This is a genomic window from Caballeronia sp. Lep1P3 (genome assembly GCF_022879595.1).
Taxonomy (GTDB): domain Bacteria; phylum Pseudomonadota; class Gammaproteobacteria; order Burkholderiales; family Burkholderiaceae; genus Caballeronia.
Genome location: NZ_CP084265.1, coordinates 2,495,782 through 2,513,543, shown reverse-complemented (window position 1 = coordinate 2,513,543; position 17,762 = coordinate 2,495,782). Strand labels below are relative to the sequence as shown.

The 17,762-nt window shown below is 63.6% G+C and carries 16 protein-coding genes; 6 read left to right on the top strand and 10 right to left on the bottom strand.

Annotated features, from left to right (window positions below; all coding sequences use genetic code 11):
• Positions 1–116 precede the first annotated feature (116 nt).
• From LDZ27_RS11805 to LDZ27_RS11795, 3 genes are all read right to left on the bottom strand, one after another.
• On the bottom strand, positions 117–557 hold the full coding sequence (locus LDZ27_RS11805; RefSeq protein WP_244814259.1) for a DUF192 domain-containing protein: 441 nt from the start codon (positions 555–557) through the stop codon (positions 117–119).
• 326 nt (positions 558–883) lie between these two features.
• Positions 884–1,093, bottom strand: a complete 210-nt coding sequence (locus LDZ27_RS11800) for a hypothetical protein (protein ID WP_244814258.1) — start codon at positions 1,091–1,093, stop codon at positions 884–886.
• A 317-nt stretch (positions 1,094–1,410) separates the two neighbouring features.
• A complete protein-coding gene (locus tag LDZ27_RS11795) occupies positions 1,411–1,986 on the bottom strand; it encodes a pseudouridine synthase (RefSeq protein ID WP_244814257.1) in 576 nt (191 codons plus the stop codon).
• Between the two features lie 204 nt (positions 1,987–2,190).
• Between LDZ27_RS11795 and icd the strand changes: the two genes are divergently transcribed.
• Positions 2,191–3,447, top strand: a complete 1,257-nt coding sequence (gene icd / locus LDZ27_RS11790) for an NADP-dependent isocitrate dehydrogenase (RefSeq protein ID WP_244814256.1) — start codon at positions 2,191–2,193, stop codon at positions 3,445–3,447.
• Positions 3,448–3,648: 201 nt separating this feature from the next.
• Here icd and cspD read toward each other — a convergent pair whose 3' ends face one another.
• On the bottom strand, positions 3,649–3,855 hold the full coding sequence (gene cspD, locus LDZ27_RS11785) for a cold shock domain-containing protein CspD (protein WP_008351201.1): 207 nt from the start codon (positions 3,853–3,855) through the stop codon (positions 3,649–3,651).
• Between the two features lie 517 nt (positions 3,856–4,372).
• Between cspD and clpS the strand changes: the two genes are divergently transcribed.
• Together clpS and clpA are read left to right on the top strand one after the other, a co-directional pair.
• On the top strand, positions 4,373–4,687 hold the full coding sequence (clpS, locus tag LDZ27_RS11780) for an ATP-dependent Clp protease adapter ClpS (protein ID WP_244814255.1): 315 nt from the start codon (positions 4,373–4,375) through the stop codon (positions 4,685–4,687).
• Positions 4,684–6,987 carry an ATP-dependent Clp protease ATP-binding subunit ClpA gene (gene clpA, locus LDZ27_RS11775; RefSeq protein ID WP_244814254.1) on the top strand — a complete coding sequence of 768 codons (2,304 nt, stop codon included), beginning with the start codon at positions 4,684–4,686 and terminating at the stop codon, positions 6,985–6,987. The genes clpS and clpA overlap by 4 nt, the downstream gene beginning before the upstream one ends.
• Before the next feature lie 71 nt (positions 6,988–7,058).
• On the opposite strand, the gene dut is transcribed toward clpA, so the two are convergent.
• From dut to LDZ27_RS11745, 6 genes are all read right to left on the bottom strand, one after another.
• Positions 7,059–7,505, bottom strand: coding sequence for a dUTP diphosphatase (gene dut, locus LDZ27_RS11770; protein ID WP_244814253.1), 447 nt, complete (start codon positions 7,503–7,505; stop codon positions 7,059–7,061).
• 2 nt (positions 7,506–7,507) lie between these two features.
• Entirely contained in the window at positions 7,508–8,515 is a 1,008-nt protein-coding gene (locus LDZ27_RS11765; RefSeq protein ID WP_244814252.1) for an LLM class flavin-dependent oxidoreductase, read from the bottom strand.
• A 7-nt stretch (positions 8,516–8,522) separates the two neighbouring features.
• Complete coding sequence (gene coaBC, locus LDZ27_RS11760; RefSeq protein WP_244814251.1) at positions 8,523–9,731, bottom strand: bifunctional phosphopantothenoylcysteine decarboxylase/phosphopantothenate--cysteine ligase CoaBC; 1,209 nt, start codon at positions 9,729–9,731, stop codon at positions 8,523–8,525.
• Positions 9,732–9,786: 55 nt separating this feature from the next.
• Positions 9,787–10,293: a signal peptidase II gene (gene lspA / locus LDZ27_RS11755; RefSeq protein WP_244814250.1), complete on the bottom strand. Its 507-nt coding sequence runs from the start codon at positions 10,291–10,293 to the stop codon at positions 9,787–9,789.
• Entirely contained in the window at positions 10,294–13,125 is a 2,832-nt protein-coding gene (gene ileS, locus LDZ27_RS11750) for an isoleucine--tRNA ligase (RefSeq protein WP_244814249.1), read from the bottom strand. It lies immediately after the preceding gene.
• Positions 13,126–13,242: 117 nt separating this feature from the next.
• The gene (locus LDZ27_RS11745) at positions 13,243–14,238 is read right to left on the bottom strand and encodes a bifunctional riboflavin kinase/FAD synthetase (protein WP_244814248.1); all 996 of its coding nucleotides are present in this window, start codon (positions 14,236–14,238) and stop codon (positions 13,243–13,245) included.
• Between the two features lie 160 nt (positions 14,239–14,398).
• Here LDZ27_RS11745 and purN point away from each other — a divergent pair, with 160 nt between their 5' ends.
• The 3 genes from purN to LDZ27_RS11730 are packed head-to-tail and all read left to right on the top strand — an operon-like array spanning position 14,399 to position 17,719.
• A complete protein-coding gene (purN, locus tag LDZ27_RS11740; protein ID WP_244814247.1) occupies positions 14,399–15,049 on the top strand; it encodes a phosphoribosylglycinamide formyltransferase in 651 nt (216 codons plus the stop codon).
• Positions 15,046–16,341, top strand: coding sequence for an RsmB/NOP family class I SAM-dependent RNA methyltransferase (locus LDZ27_RS11735; protein WP_244814246.1), 1,296 nt, complete (start codon positions 15,046–15,048; stop codon positions 16,339–16,341). Before purN ends, LDZ27_RS11735 begins: the two co-directional genes overlap by 4 nt.
• A 16-nt stretch (positions 16,342–16,357) precedes the next feature.
• On the top strand, positions 16,358–17,719 hold the full coding sequence (locus tag LDZ27_RS11730) for a mechanosensitive ion channel family protein (RefSeq protein WP_244814245.1): 1,362 nt from the start codon (positions 16,358–16,360) through the stop codon (positions 17,717–17,719).
• The last annotated feature ends 43 nt before the right edge of the window (positions 17,720–17,762 follow it).

The window sequence follows — 17,762 nt, the reverse complement described above, 5'->3', positions numbered from 1 at the left end:
CTTTTTAGGATAGCGCGTAGAGAGGCTTCTTGCAGGAATCTTGCCAGCCCGCTTCTTGAACCAAAAAAAGGCGTGCCATGCGGCACGCCTTACGATGAATTCGCCCCGAGAAGCGCTTACTGCGCGCCTGGCAGCCCCTTGATCTTCATTCCCGGCTTGATGCCTTTCGCCGTGAACCAGCCTTTGCTCATCTCGAGCGCATACGTGCCGTTATTGCGCGGGCAATGGTTGTTGGTTGTTTCGGCATCCATTTCGTCGATATCCGTGACTGTGCCGTCCGCGCGGATAAAGGCGATCGACAGCGGAATCAGCGTGTTCTTCATCCAGAAGCAATGCACGGCGTTCTCGTTGAACACGAAGAGCATGCCCTCGTTCGCGGCGAGTTGCGTGCGATACATGAGCCCTTGTTCGCGATCCGCGTCGTTCGCGGCGACGGCGGCGTCGATCACGTACATGCCCGCGGTGAGCTTCGCGCGCGGAAACTCCGACGGTTGCTTCGCGCCAGGCGGCATGGCCTGCGCCTGTGCGAGTGAAAGCGACGCGAGCGGCAGCAGCATCGCAATGACCAATCCACGCAACGATGCAATGACGCGCGAACGGCGCTTGTTTTGAATGAAAGCAAACGAAGCGCGCAGGGCGCGAAGGGAAAGCAACAGCGAATTCACACGATGCTCCTATTAATCGATGATTGCGCTGAAAGACCGCAGCCCGCGCATGTTACTTCAAGCCGCATCCGAGTGTGAAAAGCGCGGGCGAGTACGCGGTATCGCGAGCGGGAAACAAAACAAAAGGGCAGACACCTTTCGGAATCTGCCCTTTAACGCCGTAAAGACGGCGGTAATGCTCGTTTTTAGCTTCGCTATACCGCGTCTTTACAACGAACTTACTGAGCTGCGGAAGCAGCAGCCGGAGCCGAAGCTTCAGCAGCAGCCTTGTGCGACTTTCTGTGCGACTTCTTGTGCGACGACTTCTTTGCAGCCTTGTGAGCCGGTGCCGAAGCAGCAGCCGGAGCAGCAGCTTCCGGAGCCGAAGCTTGTGCGAAAGCAGCCGTTGCGAACAGGCCAGCGACGAGAGCAGCGATCAGTTTGTTCATTTGTGAATCCTCAGCTTGAGTTAATTAACCAAACGACCCGGTCATGGAGTCATGTCGGTAAACGAGCCATCCACCTTTCGGTTGACAGTCGTATCGGCAAAAACGCGATACGGCTGTGAACGCTTAATCCTTTCAAATGCCTTGGAGCACACAGGTTATCGAAAGGCTGTTTCGTCCATGCCGGATAGCTTTGCGCGGCATCTGTCGCCCTTAACGCGTCGTCTGAAGAGTCGGTTGACGCGATTTATCGGCGAACTGCATCGCGCGTGAAAAAAATGTTTGCAGCGTGGACGGTGGCCATTCGCGTAGGCGATGTATCAGCGCGTGCGTTGCCACGGCGCGCGAGCGGGCACCTCGGCCGTCTCGCCGGGCGCGAGGCCGAGCGCGAAGACATCGAGCGCGCCGATGGCCACGCGCACGAGCCGCAGCGTCGGATAGCCGACCGCCGCCGTCATGCGCCGCACCTGCCGGTTCTTGCCTTCGGTGATCGCGAGTTCGATCCACGTCGTCGGGATGGCGGCGCGGTAGCGGATCGGCGGATTGCGCGGCCACAGGGCCTCGATCTCGCGCTCGGCGACGAACGTTGCGCGGCACGGGCGCGTCACGTAGTCGCCGAGATCGACGCCTTTCGCCAGATGCGCGAGGGCGTCGTCGCCGGGTGCGCCTTCGACTTGCGCCCAGTAGCGCTTGACGAGCTTGTGGCGCGGCTCGGCGATGCGCGCCTGCAGCGCGCCGTCGTCCGTCAGCAGCAAGAGCCCTTCGCTGTCCGCGTCGAGGCGGCCCGCCGGATAGACGCCCGGCGTCTTTACCCAGTCGCCGAGCGAGGGACGTGTTTCGTGCGCCGAAAACTGGCAGATAGTGCCGAACGGTTTATTGAGAGCGATGAGCGGCATGCGGGCGGCGGCGGGAGGGGAAACAGAAGCAGCGGGGCGTGAACGCGGCACATCTTAATGCATAATGAAACGCGATCCGTATTCCCTTTCTGACTGGACAGACAAGCGCAAAAAAGCGCAAAGACCGCGAACAAGCGCGTCAGCCGTGCGCGTTTTCCGTCCGGCCGTTCATCCATGCAAGCCCGGCGTTCTTTGGAGTCGACCATGCCGTATCAGCACATCGAGGTTCCGGCGAGCGGTGAAAAGATCACCGTCAACGCGGATTTCACGCTCAACGTTCCGGACCAGCCGATCATCCCGTATATCGAGGGCGACGGCACGGGCGTGGACATCACGCCTGTGATGCTCAAGGTGGTCGATGCGGCAGTCGAAAAAGCCTACGGCGGCAAGCGCAAGATTCAATGGATGGAAATCTTCGCTGGCGAAAAGGCGACGCAAGTCTACGGCCCGGACGTTTGGCTGCCCGACGAAACGCTCGACGTGGTGAAGGAATACATCGTGTCGATCAAGGGGCCGCTCACGACGCCGGTCGGCGGCGGCATCCGCTCGCTCAACGTCGCGCTTCGCCAGCAGCTCGATCTCTACGTCTGCCTGCGTCCGGTGCGCTACTTCAAGGGCGTGCCGTCGCCGCTGCGCGAGCCGGAGAAGGTGGACATGGTGATCTTCCGCGAGAACTCGGAAGACATCTACGCGGGCATCGAGTGGCCGGCGGAATCGGCCGAGGCGAAAAAGGTGATCGCGTTCCTGCGCGACGAAATGGGCGTGAAGAAAATCCGCTTTCCGGAATCGTCGGGGCTCGGCATCAAGCCGGTGTCGCGCGAGGGCACGGAGCGGCTCGTGCGCAAGGCGATTCAATACGCGATCGACAATAACCGCCGTTCGGTGACGCTCGTGCACAAGGGCAACATCATGAAGTTCACCGAAGGCGCGTTCCGCGATTACGGTTACGCGCTCGCGCAAAAGGAATTCGACGCGCAACTGATCGACGGCGGCCCCTGGATGAAGGTCAAGAATCCGAAGACGGGCGGCGATGTCGTCGTGAAGGACGTGATCGCCGATGCGTTCCTTCAGCAGATCCTGTTGCGCCCGGCCGAATACGATGTCATCGCGACGCTGAATCTCAACGGCGACTATATCTCCGACGCGCTCGCCGCGCAGGTCGGCGGTATCGGCATCGCGCCGGGCGCGAACATGTCGGACTCCGTTGCGATGTTCGAAGCGACGCACGGCACCGCGCCGAAATACGCGGGCAAGGACTACGTGAATCCCGGCTCGGAAATTCTCTCCGCCGAAATGATGCTGCGTCATCTCGGGTGGACGGAGGCGGCGGATCGCATTATCGCGTCGATGGAGCAATCCATTCTGTCCAAACGCGTCACCTACGATTTCGCGAGGCTGATGGAAGGCGCGACGCAGGTGTCGTGTTCGGCTTTCGGCGATGTGATGATCGAAAACATGTAATGTTCGCCGCGGCCGAATCGCTGTACTGCTGAACGAAATCGAAAAACCCCGCAAAGGCTCATGCATTGCGGGGTTTTGTTCGTGAATTGCCGCAGATTTCGTTGCTCGCCCACGTCGAGTTTCCGTTGAGTGATTGCGGCGCGGGCGCAAAAAAACCCGGCGCTAGGCCGGGTTTTAGTGAGGCTCAGTGCGATCGAACGGTCAGGCTGCGTCCTGGATGTTCGATGCCTGTTTGCCCTTGGGTCCCTGGACGATCTCGAAAGAAACCTTCTGGCCTTCCTTGAGCGTCTTGAAACCGTTCATCTGAATCGCCGAGAAATGTGCGAACAGATCCTCGCCGCCTTCATCGGGCGTGATGAATCCGTAGCCTTTCGCGTCGTTGAACCATTTGACCGTACCTGTAGACATTCGTACTTCCCCTCTAACTCTCGTCGCAACCCGAGCACGCTCGAAAAGCTCGACGGCTCGCCCCACAAGCGAACCGCCCCCTCCTCACTAGCTCCCCTCGGCCTTTTTGCCCGGAGGCCCCCGGAAAAAAGTGCCAGTTTGATTGTTAAATCTCTTAAATCGAGTGTCAAGGAATTTTTGGGATGGTCGTTATGCTCGTTGCATAGACCGCATTCGTAGGGTAATTCCTGCTTTGCGTGTGCGCCGCCGTCCAAGCAAGTCATCTTGAAAAGTCGCATAATCGTCTCACGTGTGTGCTACGCCCCGCCGCCCGCCACGGTGGTGCGGTTTGTTTTTTTTGAAGCTGTGCGATACTGGATTCGACGAGGTGCAAGCGGGCCGCGCCAACAGTTTGGGCGCCGGCAGGATTCGATGGACGGTCGCTGCGCAGCGCGCGTTTTCAGCCCTGACACTGCGGCCGGCTGGCCGATGCTGGAGCGGCAATTGCGGGGGCGACCGTGTTGTTTAGAATGGGTGTATGGCGATAAATCCCAACAAGCAGGATGGCACGGTACTGGAGCGGCAGGAGCAGAAGCTCAAGAAGCCGTCGATGTACAAAGTGGTGCTGCTGAATGACGACTTCACGCCGATGGAATTCGTCGTGATGGTCGTGCAGGAATACTTCAATAAAGATCGTGAGACTGCGACGCAGATCATGCTGAAGGTTCATCGCGAGGGCAGGGGAGTTTGTGGGGTCTATACGCGGGATATCGCGTCGACCAAAGTTGAGCAAGTCGTTAGCCATGCACGGCAAGCGGGACACCCGCTGCAGTGCGTGATGGAGGAAGCATGATTGCCCAGGAACTGGAAGTCAGTCTGCACATGGCGTTTATGGAAGCACGTCAGGCGCGGCACGAGTTCATAACGGTCGAGCATCTTTTACTGGCCTTGTTGGACAATCCGACCGCGGCTGAAGTGCTGCGCGCCTGCGCAGCGAATATCGAGGATTTGCGTCAGAACCTGCGCAATTTCATTCACGACAACACGCCGACCGTGCCCGGCACGGACGACGTCGATACCCAGCCGACGCTTGGTTTCCAGCGCGTGATTCAGCGCGCGATCATGCATGTGCAATCGACCTCGAACGGCAAGAAGGAAGTGACGGGCGCGAACGTGCTCGTCGCGATCTTCGGCGAGAAGGACTCGCACGCGGTCTACTACCTGCAGCAGCAGGGCGTGACGCGGCTCGATGTCGTGAATTTCATTTCGCACGGCATCGCAAAGACGAACAGTGGCGATGCCGCGAAGGCGAACAGCGAAGCGAATCCGGAATCGGAAGACGCCGCCGCGCAGAAGGAAACGCCGCTCGCACAGTTCACGCAGAACCTGAACCAGCAGGCGAAGGACGGCAAGATCGATCCGCTGATCGGACGCGAGCTGGAAGTCGAGCGCGTCGTGCAGGTGCTCTGCCGCCGCCGCAAGAACAATCCGCTGCTCGTCGGTGAAGCCGGCGTCGGCAAGACCGCGATCGCCGAAGGCCTCGCCTGGCGAATCACGCGCGGCGAAGTGCCGGACATCCTCGCGGATGCGCAGGTCTATTCGCTCGACATGGGCGCGCTGCTCGCGGGCACGAAGTATCGCGGCGATTTCGAGCAGCGTCTCAAGACGGTGCTTAAGGAACTGAAGGAGCGTCCGCACGCCATTCTGTTCATCGACGAGATTCACACGCTGATCGGCGCGGGCGCGGCATCGGGCGGGACGCTCGACGCATCGAACCTGCTGAAGCCGGCGCTTTCGTCGGGGCAGCTGAAGTGCATCGGCGCCACGACGTTCACCGAATATCGCGGCATCTTCGAAAAGGACGCGGCCTTGTCGCGGCGCTTCCAGAAGGTCGATGTCACCGAGCCGTCCGTCGAGCAGACGGTCGCCATTCTGCGCGGTCTCAAGTCGCGTTTCGAAGAGCATCACGGCGTGAAGTACTCCTCGGGTGCGCTGTCGGCGGCGGCGGAACTGTCGGCGCGCTTCATCACGGACCGTCATTTGCCCGACAAGGCAATCGACGTGATCGACGAAGCGGGCGCGGCGCAGCGGATTCTGCCGAAGTCGAAGCAGAAGAAGACCATCGGCAAGAGCGAGATCGAAGAGATCATCTCGAAGATCGCGCGCGTGCCGGCGCAAAGCGTGTCGCAGGACGACCGCAGCAAGCTGCAGACGCTCGACCGCGATCTGAAGGCTGTCGTGTTCGGCCAGGATCCGGCGATCGACGCGCTGTCGGCATCGATCAAGATGGCGCGCGCGGGTCTCGGCAAGACGGACAAGCCGATCGGCGCGTTCCTGTTCTCGGGTCCGACGGGCGTCGGCAAGACCGAAGTCGCGAAGCAGCTCGCGTTCACGCTCGGCATCGAACTGCTTCGCTTCGACATGTCCGAGTACATGGAGCGCCACGCGGTGAGCCGTCTCATCGGCGCGCCGCCGGGCTACGTCGGATTCGATCAGGGCGGTTTGCTGACCGAGGCCGTCACGAAGAAGCCGCATTGCGTGCTGCTGCTGGACGAAATCGAGAAGGCGCATCCGGACATCTACAACGTGCTGCTGCAAGTGATGGACCACGGCACGCTGACGGATAACAACGGGCGCAAGGCGGACTTCCGCAACGTCATCATCATCATGACGACGAACGCGGGCGCGGAAACGATGGGCAAGTCGGTGATCGGCTTCACGTCGCGGCGCGAGTCGGGCGACGAAATGGCCGACATCAAGCGCATGTTCACGCCGGAGTTCCGCAACCGTCTCGATTCGATCATCAGCTTCCGTTCGCTGGACGAGGAAATCATCCTGCGCGTGGTCGACAAGTTCCTCATGCAACTGGAAGATCAGCTGCACGAGAAGAAGGTCGATGCGGTCTTCACCGACGCGCTTCGCAAGCATCTCGCGAAGCACGGTTTCGATCCGCTGATGGGCGCGCGTCCGATGCAGCGTCTGATTCAGGACACGATCCGCCGCGCACTCGCCGACGAACTGCTCTTCGGCAAGCTGCTCAACGGCGGCCGGGTGACGGTCGATGTCGATGCCGAGGACAAGGTCCAGCTGACCTTCGACGAGAATTCGGCGCCGCCGCGCAATCCGAATCCGGAAGCGATCGAGGTGGATTGACGGTTCAGTGCTTGAATGAAAAACGGCGCGGGTTGCAAAACCCGCGCCGTTTTTTTTCGCCTCGAAGAAGCTCAGTGCTTTCCGGTACTGCCGAACCCGCCCGTGCCGCGCTCGCTTGCGTCGAACTCATCGACGATATTGAACTGCGCCTGCACGACCGGCACGATCACCAGCTGCGCGAGCCGTTCCATCGGGTTGAGCGTGAATGCGGTATCGCCGCGATTCCACGTCGAGACCATCAACTGACCTTGATAATCAGAATCGATCAGCCCGACGAGATTGCCCAGCACGATGCCGTGCTTATGGCCGAGGCCCGATCGCGGCAGAATGAGCGCGGCGTAGCCGGGATCGGCGAGATGGATGGCGAGGCCGGTCGGCACGAGCACCGTCTGATGCGGCTCGATGACGAGCGGCGCATCGAGACACGCGCGAAGGTCGAGGCCCGCGCTGCCGGGCGTCGCGTAGGCGGGCAGATAGTCGCGCATGCGCGGGTCGAGAATCTTGACGTCGAGTTTCATGGTCAGGCGGATTGGCCGAGCGCGAAGGCATCGGCGAGAAGTTCATAGGACCGCGTGCGTGCGGCGTAGCTGCCGGCGACCGTCAGGACGATCAGCTCGTCGGCATCGAATTGTTCCTGCAATGCGTGCAGCTTCTCGGTCACGCGCTCGGGCGTGCCGATGATGCTGCGCGCTTTCTCATGCGCGATGACCGCGCGTTCGCGCTCGCCGTAGTGCTGCGCGAGCCCTTGCGCAATCGACGGAATCGGCTGGTTCAGTCCATACGCCATCTGCACGCGACGCAGATCGACGGCTTTTTCGAGCGCCTGCGCTTCTTCGTCGGTATCCGCGCAGATGGCGAAGACGGCAGCCGCGAGATACGGTTTGTCTTCGTGGCCCGCCGTGAACCGCTCGCGATACGCCTCGGCCACGCGATGCCCATACTGCGCGTTGATGAAATGCGCGAACGCGAAGCGAATGCCGAGTTGCGCCGCAAGCAGGCCGCCGAATTCGCTCGATCCGAGCATCCACAGTTCGGGACGCGTGTCGATGTGCGGCTGAAGCAGCACGCCTTTGGCGAGCGAATCGTCGGGAATCTTGCCGTCGAAGAGGGCGATGAGTTCAGCGACTTGGTGCGGGAAGACGTCGCCGCGATTATACGAACCCGCCGCGACCGCCTGCGCCGTTCGCATGTCGCCGCCGGGCGCGCGCCCGACGCCCAGATCGACGCGGTTCGGAAACAGCGCTTCGAGCATCAGAAACTGTTCCGCGACCTTGAACGACGAGTAATACGGCAGCATCACGCCGCCCGAGCCGATACGAATGCGCTTCGTGAGACTGCCGATGCGCGCGAGCATCACTTCCGGACACGGATTGGACACGCCATGCAAGCCGTGATGTTCCGCGCACCAGTAGCGCGTGTAGCCGAGGTCGTCGGCGAGTTGCGCAAGGTCGAGCGTCGCGGCGATGGCGTCCGCCGTCGTGTGGCCGTGGATGACCGGCGTCTGGTCGAGAACCGATAGCTTCGTCATGAGGCGCTCAGGAAAAGAGCGTGCCGCCGCTCGGCGCGCGTTTGGCGATCTCCGCGATGAGCGCGCGCGCGAGCGTCTGCTTGTCCGCGCGCGGCAACGGCGTCGCACCCGAAGCCTCGAAGAGGACGACTTCGTTGTCGTCGCGGCCAAACGTCAGCGGCCCGAGATTGCCGATCAGCAGCGGCACATTCTTGCGCTTGCGCTTCTCCTCGCCGTGCAATTCGAGGTCGCCGCTTTCCGCCGCGAAGCCGACGCAATACGGCGGATTCGGCAGATTCGCGACCGTTGCGAGAATGTCCGGATTCTCGACGAACTCGAACGCCGGCAACGGCTGGCCCGCCGCCTTCTTGATCTTGTGCTCGCTCGCGTGATCGACGCGCCAGTCCGCGACCGCCGCCACCGCGATGAAGATGTCCGCATCGGGCGTGGCCTGCATCACGGCGTCGTGCATCTGAAGCGCGGTCTGCACGTCTTCGCGAAACACGCCCCACGGCGTCGCGAGCGCAACCGGCCCGGCCACGAGATGCACGTCAGCGCCCGCCTGAGCCGCCGCGCGCGCGAGCGCGAAGCCCATTTTCCCCGACGAGCGATTCGTGATGCCGCGCACCGGATCGAGCGGCTCGAACGTCGGGCCGGCCGTGATCAGCACGCGCTGACCGCGCAGAATCTTCGGCTGGAAGAACGCGCAGATGGCTTCGAACGCGGCTTCCGGCTCGATCATGCGGCCGTCGCCTACTTCGCCGCACGCCTGCGAGCCGGAATCCGGGCCCAGCACTTCGACGCCGTCCGCGCGAATCTGCGCGACGTTGCGCTGCGTCGCCGGGTGTTGCCACATCTGGCGATTCATCGCGGGCACGACGAGCAGCGGGCAATCGCGCGCGATGCAAAGCGTCGAGAGCAGGTCGTCGCACATGCCGTGCGCGAGCTTCGCGATGAAGTCGGTGGAAGCGGGCGCAATGACGATCGCATCCGCCTCGCGCGACAAGTCGATGTGCGGCATGTTGTTCGGCATGCGCGCATCCCACTGCGAAACGTAGACGGGACGGCCCGACAGCGCCTGCATCGTGACGGGCGTGATGAACTGCGTCGCGGCTTCGGTCATCACGATCTGCACGGTCGCGCCCGCCTTCGTCAAAAGGCGCGTGAGTTCCGCGATCTTGTAGCACGCGATGCCGCCCGTCAGTCCGAGAACGAGATGTTTGCCTGCGAGTTCCAACTTGCCTCCGTCGCAAAAAAAAGCGCGGCGCCTCGAAGGGGCCGCGCCAAAAACATCACTTCGAGCCGCGCACGCGCCGCAGTTCGTCGAACACCAGCAGCACGGCGCCGACGGTGATCGCGCTGTCCGCGAGATTGAACGCCGGCCAGTGCCAGGCGCGCGCATGAAAATCGAGGAAGTCGATGACGTGACCATACGCGAGGCGGTCGATCACGTTGCCGATCGCGCCGCCCATGATGAGCGCGAGCGCCGTGCAGAAGAGGCGCTGCGCCGAATGCTTCTTGAGCAGATAGCAGATCACGGCCGCCGCGACGACGCCGAGCGCGGTGAACGCCCAGCGCTGCCAGCCGCCCGCCGCCGCGAGGAAGCTGAACGCCGCGCCGCGGTTATAGACGAGCAGCAGGTTGAAGAACGGCGCGAGCGCGTGCGGCTCGCCATAGGCGAACGTCTTCTGCACTGCGATCTTCGTCAACTGATCGAACAGGATGACGATCAGCGCGACGCCGATCCAGGGTGCGAGCGATCCGCTCGACGAGCGTTGTTTCACCATCGTCTTGGCCATTTATGCTGCGCCTCGCGTTTCGCCGGCGCCGAAGAGGTTCGAGAAGCAGCGGCCGCACAAGCCCGGATGATCCGCGTGCGAGCCGACGTCCGCGCAGTAGTGCCAGCAGCGCTCGCACTTCATGTAGCTGGACGCGGTCACGTCGACGCCTTCTTCCGCTTCGCCCGCCACGCGCTCGACGCTCGCCTGCGACGTGATGAGCACGAAATGCAGCGCGTCGCCGAGACTCGCGAGCGCGTCGTAGCGCGCGCCGCTCGCGCGCACGACGACTTCCGCCTGCAACGACGAACCGATCAGGTTCGCCGTGCGCGCTTCTTCGAGCGCCTTCGTCACGTCGCTGCGCGCGGAGCGAATCAGCGTCCATTTGTCGAGCAGTTCGCCCGAATTCGCGATGTCCGGATAGGCCGCGAAGACTTCGGCGAAGATCGTTTCCTGACCCGGCTTCAGCACTTTGTACGCTTCTTCCGCCGTGAACGAGAGATACGGCGCGACGAGCCGCAGCAATCCGTGCGCGATATGAAAGAGCGCGGTCTGCGCGCTGCGGCGTTCGCGCGAATCGGGCTTCGTCGTGTAGAGACGGTCCTTCAGCACGTCGAGATAGAAGCCGCCCAGGTCTTCCGAGCAGAACGTCGCGATTTTGGCGACGACCGGATGGAACTCGTACTTCTCGTAGTGCGCGAGCGCGTCGTCTTGCAGATTGCGCGTGAGCGCGATCGCGTAACGGTCGATTTCGAGCCACTCCGACACCGGCAGCGCGTTCTTGTCGAAGTCGAAGTCCGACAGGTTCGCGAGCAGAAACCGCAGCGTATTGCGGATACGGCGATACGTTTCCGTCACGCGCTTCAGGATTTCCTCGGAGATCGCGAGTTCGCCGGAATAGTCCGTCGATGCAATCCACAAGCGGATGATTTCCGCGCCGAGGCGGTTCGCCACTTCGTGCGGATCGACGCCATTGCCGAGCGACTTCGACATCTTGCGGCCTTCGCCATCGACGGTGAAGCCGTGCGTGAGGAGCGCGTCGTAGGGCGGGCGGCCATCGAGCATCGACGCCGTGAGCAGCGACGAATGGAACCAGCCGCGATGCTGGTCCGAGCCTTCCAGATACAGGTCGGCCGGGAATTGCAGGTCGTCCTTGTGCGAGCCGCGCAGCACGTGCCAGTGCGTCGTGCCGGAGTCGAACCAGACGTCGAGCGTGTCGCGGTTCTTCTCGTACATGTTGGCGTCGTCGCCGATCAGTTCGCGCGGATCGAGCGATTGCCACGTCTCGATGCCGCCTTCCTCGACGCGCTTCGCCACTTCTTCCAGCAATTCCGGCGTGCGCGGATGCAGCTCGCCGGTTTCCTTGTGCACGAAGAACGCCATCGGCACGCCCCACTGGCGCTGACGCGAAAGCGTCCAGTCCGGCCGGTTCGCGATCATGCTGTAAAGGCGCTGCTTGCCCCACGACGGATAGAACGCCGTGTTCTCGACGCCTTCCAGCGCGATCTCGCGCAGCGTGCGCCCGCCGTCTTTCGGCGTGACGTCCATGCCAGCGAACCATTGCGACGTCGCGCGATAGATGATCGGCGTCTTGTGGCGCCAGCAGTGCATGTAGCTGTGCGTGTACTTCTCGGTCTTCACGAGCGCGCCGGCGTTCCGGAGCGCCTCGACGATGTCCGGATTCGCCTTCCAGATGGACAGCCCGCCGAAAAGCGGCAGCGATTCGATGTAGCGGCCATCGCCCATCACCGGGTTGATGATGTCCGAATCCGCCATGCCGTGCGCCTTGCACGACACGAAGTCTTCCACGCCATACGCCGGCGACGAATGCACGACGCCCGTGCCGCTTTCGGTCGTCACGTAGTCGCCGAGATAGACGGGCGACGTGCGCTTGTAGCCCGGATGCGCGGCCGCGAGCGGATGATGAAAGCGCAGGTTCGCGAGCTTGGCGCCGGTCGTCGTCGCGATGACTTCGCCCGGCAAGCCGTAGTTCGCGAGGCACGCTTCGACGCGCTCGGCGGCGAGGATCAGCAAGCCGCGCGGTGTATCGACGAGCGCGTATTCGATCTCCGGATGCACGTTGAGCGCCTGGTTCGCGGGAATGGTCCACGGCGTCGTCGTCCAGATGACGATCCCGCCTTCCGCCTTCGGCAGCGCGGCGAGGCCGAACGCCTGCGCGGTCTTTTCCGGTTCCGCGAACGCGAACATCACGTCGATGGTCGGATCGGTCTTGTCCTTGTATTCGACTTCCGCTTCCGCGAGCGCCGAGCCGCAGTCGAAGCACCAGTTCACCGGCTTCAGGCCGCGAAAGACGAAGCCCTTTTCCATGATCTTCGCGAGCGCGCGGATTTCGCCCGCTTCGTTCACGAAGTTCATCGTCTTGTACGGATTGTCCCAGTCGCCGAGCACGCCGAGACGCCGGAAGCCGACCTTCTGCTTCTCGATCTGCTCGCTCGCGTAAGCGCGCGCCTTCTGCATCACTTCGATGGCGGGCAGCGTCTTGCCGAACTGCTTTTCGATCTGGATCTCGATCGGCATGCCGTGACAGTCCCAGCCCGGCACGTAGACGGCGTCGAAGCCCGCGAGATTGCGCGCCTTGACGACCATGTCCTTCAGAATCTTGTTCACCGCGTGGCCGAGGTGGATGTCACCGTTCGCATACGGCGGGCCGTCGTGCAGGATGAACTTCTTGCGGCCTTTCGACGCCGCGCGGATCTTCTCGTAGATCTTGTTCTGCTGCCATTCCTTGACCCACGCGGGCTCGCGCTTGGGCAAATCGCCGCGCATCGGGAACGGCGTGTCGAGCAGGTTGACGGGGTACTTCGAGGAGGCTTTCTCTTTCTTGTCGCTCATGGGTGACTCGGTGAATTCGGTAGACGGCGCTTGGCGGTTGGCTCGAAACGCGCGCGCGATGATTCGAAGGCGAGGGCAGCGGGCGATACGCGCATCGGGCGATGCGGCAGCGCGCGCTTACCTAATTCGGTCGGTGGCGGAAATGGCGAAGCCGGACGCGCGGCTGCCCGCGTTGCTCGCGGGCGGCAGGCCGAAATAGGCGCGCGCGTTGTCGACATCCTTCGCGATGGCGGCCGACAGCGTTTCGAGGTCCACGTACTTTTCCTCGTCGCGCAGCTTCTTCAGAAACTCCACGCGCACGAGCTTGCCGTAGGCGTCGCCGTGCCAGTCGAGCACGAAGACTTCGAGCAGCACGCGGCCGGAATCGTCGACGGTCGGGCGCAGGCCCAGGCTCGCGACCGCGGGCAGCGGTTCGCTCGCGAGGCCGTGCACGCGCACGACGAAGATGCCCGCGAGCGCCGGGCGCTTGTGCGCGATCGGCAGATTGAGCGTGGGAAAGCCGAGATCGCGGCCGAGCTTCGCGCCGTGCACGACATGGCCGCTGATGATGTACGGACGCCCGAGCGCGACGTTGGCGGCGTCGAGATTTCCCGCGACGAGCGACGCGCGCACCGACGACGACGAAATGCGCGAGCCGTCCGGATGCGCGACGGTCGCCATCTGTTCGACTTCGAAGCCGTAATGATCGCCCGCGCTTTTGAGCGACGCGAAGTTGCCCGCGCGCTTCGCGCCGTAGCAGAAGTCGTCGCCGACCATGACCCAGCGCGCGTGCAGGCCGTCGACGATGACGTTCTTCACGAACGTATCCGGCGACTGGCTCGCGAACGTGTGATTGAAATGCTCGACGACCACGCGATCCACGCCGTTCGTGCGCAGCGCTTCGAGCTTGTCGCGCAGCATCGCGATGCGCGGCGGCGCGCCGGCCGGATTGAAGAATTCACGCGGATGCGGCTCGAAGGTCATCACGCAGACCGGCAGCCCGCGCGCGTCGGCGGCGGCACGGACGCGCGCCAGCAGCGCCTGGTGGCCGCGATGGACACCATCGAAGTTGCCGATGGTCAGTGCGCAGGGCGCCCGGCTTTCAGCATTGGGGAGGCCGCGGAAGACTCTCACGATAGGCGTTGGTCGGTGGGAGGGCTGATGCCGCAAAGCGTTCGATTATAAACGCATCGCGCGCAAGCACAGACGTGCGCGGGCCGCCGGCATGAGCGGCGGGCTTGCGTCGGCTGCACTGGCACGATTTTCGCCGTCGCCGGAATGATAAAATCCGCGGATGAAAAAAATCGTCATTCTGATCTCCGGACGCGGGAGCAACATGGAGGCCGTCGTGCGCGCCTGCGCGCGCGAAGGCTGGCCGGCGCGCGTCCGTGCGGTCGTGTCAAACCGGCCGGATGCCGCGGGACTCGGCTTTGCGGCGGCGAATGGCATCGAAACGGTCGTGGTCGATCATCGCGAATACGAGGGCCGCGAGGCATTCGACGCGGCGCTCGCGCGCGCGATCGACCGCTTCGAACCCGATGTCGTCGTGCTGGCGGGCTTCATGCGCGTGCTCACCGATGCCTTCGTGGAACGCTACGCCGGTCGCATGCTCAATGTCCATCCGTCGCTGCTGCCGAGCTTTCCAGGCCTGCGCACGCATCAGCAGGCGCTCGACGCCGGCGTGCGCGTGCATGGCGCAAGCGTGCATGTCGTGACGGCGAAGCTCGATCACGGGCCGATCATTGCGCAGGGCGCGGTGCCGGTCATCGCCGGCGACGACGCGGCCGCGCTCGCGGCGCGCGTGCTGGCCGTCGAACACATCATCTACCCGCGCGCGGTGCGCTGGTTTATCGAAGGGCGTCTTTCAATCGAGGGCGAACGTGTCGCTCTCACGCCGTCTGAGCCGCAATGGCTCTTTGCCGACATTGCCGGGGAGGGCGTATGAGGCTGCATGGATTTCTGATTGGTCAAACTGAAACGCTGCTGGCGGACGTGCTGCGCTTCGCCGGTCCCGCCGATGCCGCGACGAGCCGCTTTTTCCGCGCGCATCCGAAGCTCGGCCACGGCGAGCGCGGCGTGATCGCGGAAGCGGTGTTCGCCGTGCTGCGGCGGAAGATGGAGTTTTCGCATCTGGCGGAAAGCGGCAGCGGCAACCAGGCGCGGCGTCTCGCGCTGCTCGGGCTGATGCAGACCGCCGGTCTCACGGCGCTCAAGCAGCACGTTTCGGCCGACGAGTACCAATGGCTGTCGCAAGTATCGAAGATCGATCCGGCGAGCTTGCCGGTGCGCGTGCGCACGAACCTGCCGCAGTGGATTCACGACGCGATGGCGAAGCGCTTCGCGCCCGAGGAGCTTGCGCAGCTCGCCGCCGCGCTCAACTATCCCGCGCCACTCGACTTGCGCGCGAACCCGATCAAGGCGAGCCGCGACGTCGCGCTGAAGGCGCTGGTCGACGCCGGCATCGACGCGGGTGAAATGCCGTTCGCGCCGTTCGGCATCCGCGTGGACGGCAAGCCTGCGCTCACGCGTCTCGCGCCGTTCCAGGAAGGCTGGATCGAGGTGCAGGACGAGGGCAGCCAGCTGCTGTGCTCGCTCGTCGCGCCCCGCCGCGGCGAGATGATCGTGGACTTCTGCGCGGGCGCGGGCGGCAAGACGCTCGCACTCGGCGCGATGATGCGCTCCTCGGGCCGGCTCTACGCGTTCGACGTGTCCGACCGGCGTCTCGCGAAGCTCAAGCCGCGTCTCGCGCGCAGCGGCCTGTCGAACGTGAATCCGGTGCTGATCGACAGCGAGCACGACGCGAAGATCAAGCGGCTCGCGGGCAAGATCGACCGCGTGCTCGTCGATGCGCCGTGCTCCGGTCTCGGCACGTTGCGCCGCAATCCCGACCTCAAGTGGCGGCAATCGCCCGCGACCGTCGCGGAACTGACGCCCAAGCAGGTGTCGATTCTCGCGAGCGCCGCGCGGCTCGTGAAGACCGGCGGCCGCCTCGTCTACGCGACGTGCAGCATGCTCGAAGCGGAAAACGAAGGCGTCGTGGCGCAGTTCCTCGAAACGCATCCGAACTTCCGCGTCGTGCCGGCGCGCGACGTCCTCGCGGAACAGCGCATCGATCTCGATACGGGCGAATATCTCTCGCTGTGGCCGCACAAGCACGGCACCGACGGTTTCTTCGCCGCCGTGCTCGAACGCGTGCCGGACCCGAAGGCGCAGAAGACGGCGGACGAAAGCGCCTGAAGGCGCACGCGCGCCGATGCAGAACCGCTTTCTGACGCATCTTTCGGAGCGGCTCGTCCGGGACTTCGGCGAGCCGGAAGCGCTCTGGCAGGCGGGCGCGCTGATCGCGCTGCTCGGGCTCGCATGGTGGTCCGCGCGCGTCGCGCGAAAGACGCTCGACGCACGCCGCCAGTCGCGTTTCGAAGCGGTGCGCTTCGGCGCGGAAAGCCTCGACAAGGCGCTCTTTCCGCTGCTCGGCACCGTCTTCGTGACGATCGCGCAATTCGCGCTCGCGCCGTTTATCCACACGGCGCTGCTGCGGCTCGCGCTCGTGCCGCTTTTCGGCATCGCCGTCATCTACATGATGTTCTACGTCGTGCGGCGCGTGTTTAGCAGAAGCGCGAGCGGCGGCGCGGAACACGAGGCCGGCGCGCTCTTGTTCCTCTTCGAAAAGCTCGTGACGGTGATCGTCTGGATCGCGATGCTGCTCACCGTGACGGGCATTCAGGACGACGTCGTCCGCTGGATGGCGAGCGTGCATTTCAATGCCGCGAACGCGCACATGACGCTGCTCTCGCTCGCCTCGGGTGTGCTTTGGGTCTGCGTGACGCTGATCGTCGCGATGTGGGCGGGCGCGCTGCTCGACGACCGCCTGATGCGCTCGCGCTCGCTCGACGCCAATCTCAAAGTCGTGCTCTCGCGCGTCGCGCGGGCGCTGATGATTCTGGCGGCCGTGCTCGTGAGCCTGTCGATCGTCGGCATCGACGTCACCGTGCTCGGCGTGTTCGGCGGCGCGCTCGGCGTGGGCCTCGGCTTCGGCTTGCAGAAGATCGCGAGCAATTACGTGTCGGGCTTCATCATCCTGCTCGACCGGGCGCTGCGGCTCGGCGACATGATCAACGTGAGCGGCTATCAGGGCACGGTCACGCAAATCCGCACGCGATACACGGTCGGGCGCGGACTCGACGGCATCGAGACGCTGATTCCGAACGAAAAGCTCATCACCGATGTCGTGCAGAACCACTCGTCGTATCTGACGCGCGGCAACGCGAAAATTGCGGTGCAGGTCAGTTACCGCTGCGACGTGGAACGCGCGATGCAATTGCTCGTCGAAGCGGCGCAGGGCATCGAGCGCGTGCTGCAGGACCCGGCGCCGGCTGCGCTGCTCGCGAGCTTCGGCGAAAACGGCATCAACCTCGAACTGAGCTTCTGGATCGAGGACGCGGCCAAAGGCACGAGCGGCGTTAAGTCGCAAGTCAACCGCAGCGTGTGGCGGTTATTCTGCGAGCACGGGATCGAGATTCCTTACGCGCAACGGGAAGTGCGGATCGTGAATCCGGGTGGCGAATCGGTAGGACTTGCCGCGTTGGATCGCGAAGAGGGCGCTTCGGCGCCATGAAGCGCGCCGCGAGCGTCGCGCGCTGCGTCATTCCTTCCGTTTT